We start from the raw sequence: 13,494 nt of genomic DNA on the forward strand, positions 1-13,494 counted from the left end.
GGGCCATTTCCACTTATAGCCTGATACATAAAAAAAACTCCATTCCCCTCTTCCCGCCCTGCGCAAACTCATTACTATAGAGCCGTCATACTTAATGCTGCCTGTGCGCTGGCTGTCCGTCTGTTCCTGCTGTTGTTCTGCCAGGATAACGCGGTTCTGTCCTGATGCATCCCGATGAGTGAAGGCAGATTTCCTCCGATTTTATAGCGAAGCCACTTCCGTTGAACATGCGCACACCCTATTTACTGGCCCTGATGGTTTCACTGCTTCCATTAAAAAGCATGGCGCAGGTCGCGCCCGATCCACTGCTGGCCTCTCAGATTGTTGATCGCTATGCGGAACATATCTTTTACGGCAGCGGTGCAACCGGCATGGCACTGGTGGCGATTGATGGTAATCAGCGGGTGTTCGCCAGCTTTGGTGAAACCCGTCCCGGCAACAATGTCCGTCCGCAGAAAGATTCGCTGATTCGCATCGCCTCGCTGAGTAAGCTGATGACCAGTGAAGTGATGGTGAAGCTGGCTGAGCGCGGACAGATCCGCCTCGACGATCCCCTGAGTAAATATGCGCCGCCGGGTTCACGCGTGCCCACCTACAATGGTCAGCCCATTCGCCTGATCAATCTCTCGACCCACACCAGCGGACTGCCTCGCGAACAGCCAGGCGGCAAAGCGCAGCGTCCGGTATTTGTCTGGCCGACCCGTGGTGAACGCTGGGCGTGGCTGTCGCGCGCTAACCTCAAAGCGGCGCCAGGCAGCAGTGCCGCCTACTCTAACCTGGGCTACGATCTGCTGGGTGATGCACTGTCGCGCGCCACCGGCAAACCCTATCCGGCGCTGTTTCAGCAGCTGATTACCCGCCCGCTCGGCATGAAGGACACGACGTTTACGCCTTCGCCAGAGCAGTGCGGACGCCTGATGGTGGCGGAAAAAGGGGCCAGTCCGTGCAATAACACCCTGGCGGCGATTGGCAGCGGCGGCGTTTACTCCACGCCGGATGATATGGGCCGCTGGATGCAGCAGTTCCTTAACTCTTCGGTTAACCACCGCACGCCGCAGATCGATCGACTGCAGACGCTGATCTATCGTCGCGATCAGCTGAGCAAAGTAGAAGGCATGGATGTGCCGGGTAAAGCGGATGCGCTGGGGATGGGCTGGGTCTTTATGGGGCCGAAAAATGGTCGCCCTGGCATTATTCAGAAAACCGGCGGCGGCGGCGGTTTCATCACCTATATGGCGATGGTGCCGCAGCATAACGTGGGGGTATTTGTGGTGGTGACCCGCTCGCCGCTGACCCGCTTTACGCCAATGAGCGACGGCGTGAATAATATGCTGGCCGAACTGGTCGGCAATCAGCTTGGCTCACCGATGATGGTGCAGGCGATTCGTTAACGCTGCTGTACGCCACCGTCAGACTGGCTGACCCACAGGGTTGGCCAGTCATCACTGCTGTGCCAGGCGTCACAGGTCGACTCCTCCGCATACTCCGCTAACACAAAACGCGTGCCATCAAACTGCCAGCGAGTGGCACTGCCGCAGTCACCCAACCCACGTCCTTTACCAAAGGTGTAGAGCTGGCCGCTGGCCGCATCATATTCGGCGTTAATCAGCTCAAGCTGTCGGTCACTGGCACCTGGTGGGGTAAACGGCAGAGTTAAGGTGATGCCGCGCGCGACATACGGCTGGCTGCGCGTCACTTCAAACGCCAGATCGATCACGTTATAAGCCCCCATCTCACAACTCACCAGCAGCAGCGCGCGCTGATCGGTGAGTGGCGCCACGCTGACTTCACGGCGCAGTGGATCGAGTGAGCAGGAGTCGGTATTGACCCGCCAGGTGCCGTAATCAATTAATCCGCTGGTCTCATCGCGCGTCAATGCCGCGGGTGGCTCGACAGCAGGCGGCAATGGCGGCAGCGCAGGCGGTGGTGGAACATCCCAGCTGGCGCGATCGCCACGCTTAACCCATGCGCTCATGCTGTTGACCCGCCCCTGGGTGTCATCCATCAGCAACAGCGCGGCCTTCATACCGCGCAGGGAGATCAGCGCATTGGGATCGAAAGTGAGCTGAAGGGTTTTCGCCTCCATCACCAGATCAAGAAACTCATCAATTGCGATGGCATTGCTGGTGGCGAGATGGTGCGGTTCAACCGTCCAGTGTTTGAGGTCGGGTTTCAGACGACGCTGATCCAGTAGCAGGTTATCCTGAAGCGAACCGCCAGGCAGCGCGCCACTGTAGGCACTGCCGTAGTCGATTCGCAGCAAGGGGCGATCGTTGACGCCCGCATGCCGCGAAATCGTCATCACTAACCCTTTGTCGCCCGGAATATTGCGCGCCACGCAAAAGGCTTCATTGTTGCAGGTGATTTGCCAGTCGTTGAATGACTTTTGCAACGGTTCCGCCTGAACACAGGCAACCCACAGAGACGGCAACAGCCACAGCGATTTCATCCAATACGACATTAAGAAAATCGATCCCCGAATACCCAGAGTGGAGAGGATAGCGCATCAACGGGCCTGCCAGGGTTCCCATTCTGTGAACCTGTGCAAAAAGCGCAGTTAACTGCTTAAAAAGCGTGCATGAAAAGTGGATTATGCTTCACTTTCCACGCTCAACGCCGTCACGCTGCAACAGGCTAACTGCATGATTTTTTATGGTATCAGCCAGCCAGCAATCTGCGCATGCTGCAACAGCATGACGGTTTTGCCGTCGCGAATGCGGCCATCGGCGACCATTGCCAGTGCATCAGGGAAAGGCAGTTCCAGCACGTCGATCGACTCATCTTCAACGCCGCCGCCCGCATTGTCGCGCAGCGATTCATTATATTCCGCTGCGAAAAAGTGGATCAATTCAGTGACGCCGCCCGGCGACATATAGCAGGCATAAAGTTTCTCCACCTCGCCCACCGCATAACCGGTCTCTTCAATCGCCTCTTTGCGAATGCAATCTTCCGGAGAGTCGTCGTCCAGCAAGCCGGCACAGGCTTCAATTAACATGCCGCCCTCGTTACCGTTGACGTAAGTGGCGATACGGAACTGGCGCGTCAGGACCACGCTGTTCTTTTCGCGGTTATAGAGCAGGATGGTCGCCCCGTTTCCACGATCGTAGACTTCGCGTTTATGGCGGATAACCTCGCCACGACCATCGGTGATCTCATAGGTGTAGTTACGCAGCACAAACCAGTTTTCGGACAGGAGCTTATCTTTGATGATGTTGATCTTAAACGACATGAGGACTCCGCTACCGCATAAAGGGAGCCTTTCATCATAGGGGCAAGCTTGCGGGAAAACTATCTTAATTCTCGCGGTGAATGAGGCAGTTTACGCCAAAAAAAAGCCAGCCCGAAGGCTGGCCTGATTGCTGCAGCGCTTATCAGCGTGAGGTGTCGTCAGCCAGTCGGGTCGGCTGAGGCTCCTCTTCGTGATGATCCTGTTCGGTCTCAGCTATGGCGTGAACACGCTTACGCACGCCAAACCATCCCAGCACCAGCAATACCGCGATCAGCGGAATGGAGGCGATGGTGTAAGTCCCGTTCGGGTAGTCAAACGCCATCAGCACCAGCACGCTGAACAGGAACAGCAGCGTCAGCCATGAGGTAAACGGCGCGCCTGGCAGCTTGAAGCTGACATCATCCGCCTTGCCCTCTTTAATCGCTTTGCGCAGACGCAGCTGACAAACCACGATAAAGGCCCAGGAGGAGATAATCCCCAGCGAGGCGACGTTCAGGACGATCTCAAACACCTGAGAAGGCACATAGTAGTTAAGCACCACACCAATCACATAGACGGCGATGGTCACCAGAATACCGGCATAAGGCACCTGCTGACCGTTCATCTTAGACATGAATTTCGGTGCAGAGCCACCCATCGACATGGAGCGCAGAATACGCCCGGTTGAGTAGAGGCCCGAGTTCAGGCTGGAGAGCGCCGCACTCAGCACCACGATATTCATGATGCTGCCAACGTAAGGCACGCCCAGCTTCGAGAAGAAGGTAACAAACGGACTCTGACCCGCCTGATAGGCGTTCCACGGCAGCAGCAGCACCAGCAGGACCACGGAGCCAACGTAGAACAGGCCGATACGCCAGATCACGCTGTTGATCGCTTTCGGCAGCATGGTTTTCGGGTCTTTACATTCGCCGGCCGCCGTACCTACCAGTTCGATAGAGGCAAAGGCGAACACCACACCCTGAATCAGCACCAGCGCAGGCAGTAAGCCGTGCGGGAACATGCCACCGTTATCGGTGATCAGATGGAAGCCGGTACTGTTGCCATCCAGCGGTTTGCCGGTGCCAAGGAACACCACGCCCACCACCAGGAAGATCACAATTGCCAGCACTTTCACCAGCGCGAACCAGAACTCCATCTCGGCAAACCACTTTACGCCGATCATGTTCATGGTGCCGACAATCGCCAGCGCGCCCAGGGCGAACACCCACTGTGGCACATCACCAAATGCGCCCCAGTAGTGCATGTAGAGCGCGACGGCGGTGATATCGACGATGCCGGTCATTGCCCAGTTGACGAAGTACATCCAGCCCGCCACGTAGGAGGCTTTCTCACCCAGGAATTCACGGGCGTAGGAGACGAAGCTGCCGCTGCTGGGACGGTGTAACACCAGTTCGCCCAGCGCACGCAGAATAAAGAAGGAGAAGATGCCACACACCAGATAGATGATGGCTAAGGCGGGGCCAGCAGCCTGCAAACGGCCACCTGCGCCCAGGAACAAACCGGTACCGATGGCACCGCCGATCGCAATCATCTGTACGTGACGGTTACCCATCGCCTTCTGGTAGCCGGCGTCATGAGAGTTGAGCCAGCGTCGTTTCGCAGCGCGCATCTCGCCTGGGGTTTTGTTTTTAGATTTCATAGCATTCCTGTTTGTCCTGACTATCAGTCGTCGCCCCCATTTCAGGCGTAATGCCCTGTGAAATGGGGTATTTTCCTCTGTGCGTTTGCCTGTGAGTGAGTGCCAGACAGCGCGGGAATTTACGGCGATGAATCCTACCCGTTCTGCAAGAACGAAGCAAAATATACCGGGCAGATGCACAGGCTGATTTGTAAGAATCCATCCTGATGCACAAAAACAAAAAAACCGGCCATTTTCAGGCCGGTAAAAGCTACAGGGATGGAAACAGGAGGGTTGGGTTAGCGATAAATCTCTGCGGTGCCGCTCCACAGGCTGGAGTCGCCTGGGTTATCGACACCGATAACGCGGTAATGGCTGGCGCCCATCTCTTCCGCTTTTTGCGACAGCTGGCGATTCGCATCGTCCAGCGAGCCGCGAACGCCGGAAACCGAAACGCTACCGATGCTTTGCATACTCTGCGCCTGCGACTGATCGACCGGCGCGGCGGCGAAAGTGGCAAATGAGGCGGTAGCCAGTAATGCGCCCGCCAGGACAGCATTCAGCTTTTTCATTGGATGCTCCTTAATCTGTGATCGGGGTTGAGTTGATGACTGGATGAATTATTAGCGCTGCAATGAAAAGCAACATCGGGACGATGTAAACCTGTTCCTTTTTTAAGCGTGGAACAGCAGCACGTCCTGGGAACTGTCAGTTGTGGTCATTTTATGTGCGATGTGTAACGTCCTGTGCGATAAACAGGGAATGGATCATTTGCGTTACGTTAATGCGCTCTTATAATTCCCGCACTCTCAACAGGGCCATTCATGTGATTGTTAAACGTTCCGTAACTCAAAGCATCGCTCAGGCGCTCAGCGCCATTGTCCTGCTGTCGCTGCTCACCACCGGTCTGGCATTGGTCACGCTCCTGAGCAGCCAGCGCGACGCGGAGGCGATCAATCTGGCGGGTTCACTGCGCATGCAGAGCTATCGCATGGCCTGGGATGCCAGCCGTCAGCCGCAAAATCTGGCTCATCATCTGGCGCGCTATCAGCAAACGCTGGATGCCCCGGTGCTGCAGAAACTCGATCGGCCCTGGGTACCCCGTGAAGTAAGTGTTCGCTATCAACGGCTGCGTGCCGCCTGGCCCTCGCTGCAGCAACAGTTGCAACAGGGCGATACCGTGGCTTATCAGCAGCAGGTGCCGATCTACGTCGGTGAAATCGATCGCTTTGTGCTGGGTCTGCAGCGCTATACCGAGTTGAAAATGCATCTGGTGGCCGCCAGCAGCCTGGTGGGGGTCATTGCGATTGTGGCGCTGGCACTGATGACGATTCGCTTTACCCGACTGCAGGTGGTGCGCCCGCTTAATGCGCTGGTTACCGCCAGTCGCTATGTTGAGAGCGGTAACTTTGCTTTTCCGCCGCTGCACGTTGAGCAGCAGAATGAACTGCGGGTGCTGTCGCATGCCTTCAGCGGCATGGCGGCACGGCTGCATTCGCACTACCAGCTGCTGGAAAGCACGGTGCGCGCCAAAACAGAAGATTTAACCCAGGCTAATCGCACGCTGTCGCTACTCTATGACAGCTCACAAATGCTGACCGCCAGCCCGCTGCATCCGGCACTGTTTGAAGCCGTGTTAACCAATGTACTGACGCGCGAGAAACTGACGGCGATCCGGCTCGACAGCGACCAGTTTCAGTTTCGCGCCGGTGATGATCAGGCAGCCGGTCAGTGGCAACGTCTGCCGTTACAGCAGGACGAGCAGCAGATTGGCGAGCTGCGCTGGCAGACAGCTGGTGCCTCGCCTCCGGATGAACTGATGCGCAGCCTGGCGGCGATGCTGGGACGGGCTATCTGGATCTGGCAGGCACAGCAGCAGTATCAGCAGATGCTGCTGATTGAAGAGCGCACGACCATTGCCCGGGAATTACATGACTCGCTGGCGCAGTCGCTCTCATTTTTACGCATTCAGCTGACCCTGCTGCGCCGCGCCGTTGATAAAGACGATAGCGCCGCCCATACCATTATCGCGGACTTCGATCAGGCGCTGGCCGAGGCCTATCGTCAGCTGCGTGAGCTGCTGACCACTTTCCGTCTGACCATTGAGCAGGCGGATCTGGTGGCGGCCATGCAGGCGATGATCGCCTCGCTGCAGGAGAAGAGCAGTGCAGAGATACACTTTAACTATCAGACCGGCCTGCAGAGTCTGGAAGCACAACAGCAGGTGCATGTGTTGCAGATCGTCCGTGAGGCGCTGCTGAATGCGATTCGTCACGCCAGTGCGCAGGTTATCCGGGTGGATTATCAGCACAGTGAAAAAGGTGAGCACTTACTGACGATTACGGATGATGGCGTGGGGATGAACAGCACTGACGAACCGCCGGGCCATTACGGCCTGACTATTATGGCGGAGCGCGCTCAGCGCCTGAGCGGCCATCTGACCCTCCACGCACAGCCACGGGGTACCAGGGTGGAGTTGCGCTTTCCACCGCAACCGGCGCGCCCGCTGGAATAGCAGGCCAGAGCGGGTCTTAATTTATTAAAATAATCTATCGGTTTGCGACCGCGGACTATTCGATACAGAACAGGGTGTTGTCCCTGAACAATACCGTCTGATCTGCCGCAGTCTGAAACCAATGAAACGGAGAAAATATGCAACAGCCCGCATTAACATTGATGATTGTGGATGACCACCCGCTGATGCGCCGCGGTGTCCGTCAGCTGCTGGCGCTGGATCCCCGGCTGGAGGTGATCGCCGAAGCCAGCAACGGCACTGAAGCGCTGGCGGAGGCCCGCCATCAGGAACCGGACATCATTCTGCTCGACCTGAATATGAAAGGCATGTCAGGACTGGATACGCTGAAGGCGCTGCGCCATGAAGGGATCAGTTCGCGCATTCTGGTGCTGACCGTTTCTGACGCCCGCAGCGATATTTTTGCCATGGTGGATGCCGGTGCTGACGGCTATCTGCTCAAGGACAGCGAGCCGGAGGTCCTGCTGGGGCATATCCTGCAGGCATCGCGGGGCGAAAAGGTCTTCAGCGAGGACGTCACCCGCTATCTGGCTAATCGCCAGCACAGTGCCGAGCCTCTGCGTCAGCTCACCGAGCGCGAACGGGATGTGCTGCAGGAGGTGGCGCGTGGCCTGTCGAATAAAGAGGTTGCCGCTATTCTGCATATCTCTGAAGAGACGGTAAAAGTGCACATTCGTAACCTGCTGCGGAAACTGGATGTCCGCTCACGCGTCGCCGCCACGGTGATGTGGCTTGAAAGCCGCAAATAGCCAACGAATTTACATTTTCTCCTCAATTTCTCCACGATTTCCCCCGCTGCCGCACGTAGAGTAAACGGCGGCGGAGAATCATGGCAAAGACCCGCCGATTTTCCTGCCAGAGCGCCCGTTGCTGGTGGGCCTGACCAACGATAAAAGTAGTGAGGAGTGTCGATTTAATGTCGAATTTCTTTATCGACCGCCCTATCTTTGCCTGGGTTCTGGCGATTCTGCTGTGCCTGTGTGGCACGCTTTCGATTATTTCGCTGCCTATTGAACAGTACCCCGATCTGGCACCGCCCAACGTGCGCATCACCGCTAACTATCCGGGCGCATCCGCCCAGACGCTGGAAAACACCGTTACCCAGGTGATCGAGCAGAACATGACCGGCATCGATAATCTGATGTACATGTCCTCTAACAGCAGCAACACCGGCCAGGCACAGATCACCCTCACCTTTACCGCCGGGACCAATCCCGATGAAGCCCGTCAGCAGGTACAGAACCAGCTGCAATCCGCACTGCGCAAATTGCCACAGGCGGTGCAGTCGCAGGGTGTGACCGTCAATAAAACCGGTGACAGTAATATTCTGATGGTGGCATTCGTTTCAACCGACGGCAGCATGGATAAGCAGGATATTTCAGACTATGTCGCCAGTAATATTCAGGATCCGCTAAGCCGTATTGATGGCGTCGGCCAGGTTGACGCTTACGGCTCGCAATATGCGATGCGTATCTGGCTCGATCCCAATAAACTGATCGCCTATTCGCTGACCACGGAAGATGTGGTCAGTGCGATCCAGTCGCAGAACACCCAGGTTGCCGTGGGTCAGGTGGGTGGCCTGCCGTCGGTAGAGAAACAGGCGCTTAACGCTACGGTCAACGCCCAGTCGATGCTGCAGACCCCTGAGCAGTTCCGGGCGATTACCCTGAAGAACAATCCCGATGGTTCGGTGGTGACGCTGGGCGATGTCGCCAGCGTGGCGCTGGGCGCTGAGAAGTATGATTATCTGAGTCGTTACAATGGCCAGCCCGCGTCAGGCCTGGGGGTGAAGCTGGCATCCGGTGCCAACGAGATGAACACCGATAAGCTGGTGCGGGCGCGCATTGAGGAGCTGTCCCACTACTTCCCGCACGGTCTGGAAGCAAAAATCGCCTATGAAACCTCCCCTTTCGTTAAAGCGTCAATCACCGATGTGGTGAAGACGTTGCTGGAGGCGATTGTGCTGGTATTTGGCGTGATGTACCTGTTTATGCAGAACTTCCGTGCCACCTTAATTCCTACTATTGCAGTGCCGGTGGTGCTGTTCGGCACCTTCAGCGTGCTCTATGCCTGCGGGTTCAGCATCAATACCCTGACCATGTTTGCCATGGTGCTGGCAATCGGGCTGCTGGTGGATGATGCCATCGTGGTGGTGGAAAACGTTGAACGTATCATGCATGAAGAAGGACTCTCGCCGCGTGCCGCCACCCGAAAATCGATGGGCCAGATTCAGGGCGCGCTGGTGGGTATCGCGCTGGTGCTCTCTGCGGTGTTTGTGCCGATGGCGTTTTTCGGCGGCACCGTCGGCGCTATCTACCGTCAGTTCTCAATTACCATTGTGTCGGCGATGGTGCTGTCGGTGCTGGTGGCGATGATCCTGACACCGGCGCTCTGTGCCACGCTGCTCAAACCCGTTTCACAGGGCGAGCAGCCTGAGCGTCGCGGCTTCTTCGGCTGGTTCAATCGTCACTTTAATCGCAATGCTGACCGCTACGAGCGCGGGGTCGCGGGTATCCTGCGCAAGGGCGGTCGCTGGCTGCTGCTCTATCTCGGCATCATCGGCCTGATGGCCTTTCTGTTTCTGCGTCTGCCGACGTCGTTTCTGCCGCTGGAAGATCGCGGCGTATTCCTGACGCAGGTTCAGCTTCCGGCAGGCGCGACGCTTGAGCAAACTGCCAGCGTCGTCGCCAAAGTTGAAAACTATTATCTCACCGAGGAGAAAGCCAATGTGCTGTCGGTCTTCTCCACCATCGGCGCAGGTCCGGGCGGCAATGGACAAAACGTGGCGCGTCTGTTTGTGCGGCTTAAAGACTGGGAAGCGCGGCCCGGTGCCGATCGCACCTCGTTCGCGATTATCGATCGCGCGACGAAGGCATTCCAGAAGATCAAAGAGGGCCGGGTGATTGCCAGCAGCCCGCCAGCCATCACCGGCATGGGCAGCAGCTCCGGCTTTGACCTGCAACTGCAGGATCACGCGGGCGTCGGTCATACCCAACTGATGGCGATGCGTGACAAACTGCTGGAGATGGCGGGCAATGACAACGCGCTGTCGCGGGTACGACACAATGGACTGGATGACAGCCCGCAGCTGCAGATCGATGTTGATGCACGTAAAGCGCAGGCGCTGGGCGTGTCGCTGGATACCATCAACGACACCCTGACCACCGCGTGGGGTTCCAGCTACGTGAATGACTTCCTGGATCGTGGCCGGGTGAAGAAGGTCTATGTGCAGGCCGCCGCTGAATTCCGCATGCTGCCAGACGACATCAACAAATGGTACGTGCGCAACAGCAGCGGCAAAATGGTGCCCTTCTCCGCGTTTGCCACCAGCCGCTGGGAGACCGGTTCCCCACGTCTTGAACGCTACAACGGCTATTCGTCGCTGGAGATTGTCGGCGAAGCGGCCAGTGGCGTCAGCAGTGGCACGGCGATGGATGAGATGGAAAAACTGGTTAATGCCCTGCCCCTGGGCGTCGGGTTCCAGTGGACCGGTGCCTCTTATCAGGAGCGGCTCTCCGGTTCGCAGGCACCGGCACTTTATGCGATTTCGCTGCTGGTGGTCTTTCTCTGCCTGGCCGCGCTATATGAAAGCTGGTCGATCCCGTTCTCGGTGATGCTGGTAGTGCCGCTGGGCGTGGTCGGGGCGCTAATCGCCACCTGGATGCGTGGGCTGGAAAATGACGTCTATTTCCAGGTTGGCCTGCTGACGGTAGTGGGGTTATCCGCCAAAAACGCCATCCTGATTGTAGAATTTGCTAATGAGATCAACAGCCGTGGACGCGAGCTGGTGGAATCTACGCTGGAGGCATCGCGTCAGCGCCTGCGGCCGATTCTGATGACCTCGCTGGCCTTTATCTTTGGTGTACTGCCCATGGCGATCAGCAGCGGAGCGGGCTCCGGCAGCCAGCATGCCGTAGGAACCGGTGTGATGGGCGGAATGATCTCTGCCACACTGCTGGCGATCTTTTTTGTGCCGCTGTTCTTTGTGCTGGTACGCCGCCGCTTCCCGCTCAAAGAGAAGCCGCTCGACTAAGTAGAGGCGCAAATAAAAAGCGGTCACTGATATCAGTGGCCGCCTTATTTCTGTGTGTGGTAAGAATTCCAGCAAGCGGGATTAACCTGCTTTTTCTTCGCGCGTTACTTGTTGCGTAACATCGCTTCGATAAATTCTTTCCAGGTTCCCATTTCGGTGTCAATCATAATGCCCTCTCTTATTGTGCTGGCAATGTTACGCTCTTTTTTTATACAGGTGAATACGTTTACACCTGTTATATCTATCGGCATACGCCATAAAAACATGAATGTTGCTGGTTTTGCAAGCTGACGCACACTTCAGCAACTCCTTAACCCCGTTGAAAATAATTTATTTTAAACCCAGCGGTAGACTATTTTATCAACATGGCGAAATTCCTAAGCTCTTATTGATAAGCAGGGTAATGGTTAGCTGCGAAATTGATAGCGTTTACCCGATGCCGGACGATGACCTTGCTGCCGTGCTCTGTGGCCCGATTCCCGCGCCTGTGCAGATGCCGCAACGGATCACACTATGGTAAACTCGCACTTTGGCTGCTTTTTTCAGCTTTCACTTCTCACAGGACAATAAGGATCGGGCAATGAGCACGCAGTGGGTGATGTTCGGGATTAAAAATTGCGACACCATAAAAAAAGCCCGGCGCTTTTTAACAGACGCAGGCGTTGACTATCACTTCCACGACTACCGTGCGGATGGCCTGAACGATGTCCTGCTGCAGGAGTTTATCGATGCACTGGGTTATCAGGCTCTGCTTAACACCCGGGGCACCACCTGGCGTAAATTGCCTGAGAGTGATCGCGACGCGGTTACCGATTCCAGCAGCGCCAAAGCGCTGATGCTGGCGCATCCCGCCATGATTAAGCGTCCGCTGTTGCGCGCCCCGGATGGCTCCCTGCTCGCCGGTTTCAGCGAAGCCACCTATCAGAATGCTATCCAGGAGAAGTCATAATATGTTTTGCCCGGTCATTGAGCTGACGCAGCAGCTTATTCGTCGCCCCTCTCTCAGCCCCGATGATGCCGGATGTCAGGCTCTGCTGATCGCCCGTCTTGAAGCCATTGGCTTTAAGATTGAAACGATGAACATCGACGACACCCTGAATTTCTGGGCCACCCGTGGCGAAGGTGAAACGCTGGCGTTTGCCGGTCACACCGATGTGGTGCCGCCTGGCGATGCCAGCCGCTGGATTAATCCGCCGTTTGAACCCACCATCCGCGACGGCATGCTGTTTGGCCGCGGCGCGGCCGACATGAAAGGATCGCTGGCGGCAATGGTGGTGGCTGCCGAACGTTTTGTTGCGGTGCGTCCCAATCACCGAGGGCGACTCGCCTTTATGATTACCTCTGATGAAGAGGCCAGCGGGGCCAATGGCACGGTTAAAGTGGTTGAGCGGCTGATGGCGCGCCGCGAACGGCTCGACTATTGCCTGGTCGGCGAGCCCTCCAGCACGGAAGTGGTGGGTGATGTGGTGAAAAATGGCCGTCGCGGTTCGATCACCGCTAACCTGATGGTGCATGGCGTGCAGGGCCACGTCGCCTATCCGCATCTGGCGGATAACCCGGTTCACCGGGCGATGCCCGCGCTGAACGAGCTGGTCGCGACCGAGTGGGATCAGGGGAATGAGTTCTTTCCGGCGACCAGCATGCAGATTGCCAACGTCCAGGCGGGCACCGGCAGTAACAATGTGATCCCCGGCGAGCTGTTTGTGCAGTTTAACTTCCGCTTCAGCACCGAACTCACCGATGAGATGATTCGTCAGCGGGTCGCAGAGCTGCTGGATCGTCACCAGTTGCGTTACACCATTGAGTGGAAACTCTCTGGCCAGCCCTTCCTGACCACGCGCGGTAAGCTGGTTGATGCCGTCGTGAAAGCTGTAGCGCACTATAATGAAATTAAGCCGCAGCTGCTGACCACGGGCGGAACCTCCGATGGCCGCTTTATTGCCCGGATGGGTGCACAGGTGGTGGAACTGGGGCCAGTGAATGCCACCATTCATAAAATCAATGAGTGTGTGAAAGCCTCCGACCTGCAGATGCTGAGCCGGATGTACCAACGCATCATGGAACAACTGATCGCCTGACGG

Annotated in this window: 11 protein-coding genes; 6 read left to right on the forward strand and 5 right to left on the reverse strand. The window is 56.8% G+C overall.

All coding sequences use genetic code 11. The features are described 5' to 3' along the window. The first annotated feature begins 227 nt into the window (after window positions 1–227). A complete protein-coding gene (gene ampH / locus HFD87_RS12345) occupies window positions 228–1,391 on the forward strand; it encodes a D-alanyl-D-alanine-carboxypeptidase/endopeptidase AmpH (protein WP_010259962.1) in 1,164 nt (387 codons plus the stop codon). On the opposite strand, the gene HFD87_RS12350 is transcribed toward ampH, so the two are convergent. The 4 genes from HFD87_RS12350 to HFD87_RS12365 all read right to left on the reverse strand — a co-directional run bounded on the left by HFD87_RS12350 (window position 1,388) and on the right by HFD87_RS12365 (window position 5,419). Next, window positions 1,388–2,461 carry a DUF1176 domain-containing protein gene (locus HFD87_RS12350; protein WP_010259965.1) on the reverse strand — a complete coding sequence of 358 codons (1,074 nt, stop codon included), beginning with the start codon at window positions 2,459–2,461 and terminating at the stop codon, window positions 1,388–1,390. The two genes, ampH and HFD87_RS12350, sit on opposite strands and share 4 nt — an antisense overlap. A gap of 189 nt (window positions 2,462–2,650) precedes the next feature. Further along, window positions 2,651–3,229, reverse strand: coding sequence for a GDP-mannose pyrophosphatase NudK (nudK, locus tag HFD87_RS12355; protein WP_031592577.1), 579 nt, complete (start codon window positions 3,227–3,229; stop codon window positions 2,651–2,653). Between the two features lie 142 nt (window positions 3,230–3,371). Next, entirely contained in the window at window positions 3,372–4,868 is a 1,497-nt protein-coding gene (ansP, locus tag HFD87_RS12360) for an L-asparagine permease (RefSeq protein WP_010259970.1), read from the reverse strand. A gap of 278 nt (window positions 4,869–5,146) precedes the next feature. Next, complete coding sequence (locus HFD87_RS12365) at window positions 5,147–5,419, reverse strand: DUF1471 domain-containing protein (protein ID WP_010671356.1); 273 nt, start codon at window positions 5,417–5,419, stop codon at window positions 5,147–5,149. A gap of 254 nt (window positions 5,420–5,673) precedes the next feature. On the opposite strand from HFD87_RS12365, the gene narQ reads away from it, so the two are divergent. The 3 genes from narQ (at window position 5,674) to acrD (ending at window position 11,413) form a co-directional block, all read left to right on the forward strand. Then, entirely contained in the window at window positions 5,674–7,362 is a 1,689-nt protein-coding gene (gene narQ / locus HFD87_RS12370; protein WP_029519734.1) for a nitrate/nitrite two-component system sensor histidine kinase NarQ, read from the forward strand. Window positions 7,363–7,499: 137 nt separating this feature from the next. Then, entirely contained in the window at window positions 7,500–8,129 is a 630-nt protein-coding gene (gene narL, locus HFD87_RS12375) for a two-component system response regulator NarL (RefSeq protein WP_167423499.1), read from the forward strand. A 167-nt stretch (window positions 8,130–8,296) separates the two neighbouring features. Then, window positions 8,297–11,413, forward strand: a complete 3,117-nt coding sequence (acrD, locus tag HFD87_RS12380) for a multidrug efflux RND transporter permease AcrD (protein WP_115765051.1) — start codon at window positions 8,297–8,299, stop codon at window positions 11,411–11,413. A gap of 104 nt (window positions 11,414–11,517) precedes the next feature. Here the strand turns inward: acrD and HFD87_RS12385 are convergent, their stop codons facing one another. Beyond that, window positions 11,518–11,709, reverse strand: a complete 192-nt coding sequence (locus tag HFD87_RS12385) for a hypothetical protein (protein ID WP_010259981.1) — start codon at window positions 11,707–11,709, stop codon at window positions 11,518–11,520. A 284-nt stretch (window positions 11,710–11,993) separates the two neighbouring features. Here HFD87_RS12385 and HFD87_RS12390 point away from each other — a divergent pair, with 284 nt between their 5' ends. Together HFD87_RS12390 and dapE are read left to right on the forward strand one after the other, a co-directional pair. After that, entirely contained in the window at window positions 11,994–12,362 is a 369-nt protein-coding gene (locus tag HFD87_RS12390; protein ID WP_124890192.1) for an ArsC family reductase, read from the forward strand. Window position 12,363: 1 nt separating this feature from the next. Then, entirely contained in the window at window positions 12,364–13,491 is a 1,128-nt protein-coding gene (gene dapE, locus HFD87_RS12395; RefSeq protein ID WP_010671351.1) for a succinyl-diaminopimelate desuccinylase, read from the forward strand. The last annotated feature ends 3 nt before the right edge of the window (window positions 13,492–13,494 follow it).

Origin of the sequence: Pantoea sp. EKM21T (assembly GCF_011800405.1) — a bacterium.
Taxonomy (GTDB): Bacteria; Pseudomonadota; Gammaproteobacteria; order Enterobacterales; family Enterobacteriaceae; genus Pantoea; species Pantoea agglomerans.

Excerpts from the sequence above, each read along its gene's own strand:
- dapE (WP_010671351.1), top strand. The coding sequence starts at position 12,364 with ATGTTTTGCCCGGTCATTGAGCTGACGCAGCAGCTTATTCGTCGCCCC.
- HFD87_RS12365 (WP_010671356.1), bottom strand. The coding sequence starts at position 5,419 with ATGAAAAAGCTGAATGCTGTCCTGGCGGGCGCATTACTGGCTACCGCC.
- HFD87_RS12390 (WP_124890192.1), top strand. The coding sequence starts at position 11,994 with ATGAGCACGCAGTGGGTGATGTTCGGGATTAAAAATTGCGACACCATA.
- nudK (WP_031592577.1), bottom strand. The coding sequence starts at position 3,229 with ATGTCGTTTAAGATCAACATCATCAAAGATAAGCTCCTGTCCGAAAAC.
- acrD (WP_115765051.1), top strand. The coding sequence starts at position 8,297 with ATGTCGAATTTCTTTATCGACCGCCCTATCTTTGCCTGGGTTCTGGCG.
- HFD87_RS12350 (WP_010259965.1), bottom strand. The coding sequence starts at position 2,461 with ATGTCGTATTGGATGAAATCGCTGTGGCTGTTGCCGTCTCTGTGGGTT.
- ampH (WP_010259962.1), top strand. The coding sequence starts at position 228 with ATGCGCACACCCTATTTACTGGCCCTGATGGTTTCACTGCTTCCATTA.
- ansP (WP_010259970.1), bottom strand. The coding sequence starts at position 4,868 with ATGAAATCTAAAAACAAAACCCCAGGCGAGATGCGCGCTGCGAAACGA.
- narL (WP_167423499.1), top strand. The coding sequence starts at position 7,500 with ATGCAACAGCCCGCATTAACATTGATGATTGTGGATGACCACCCGCTG.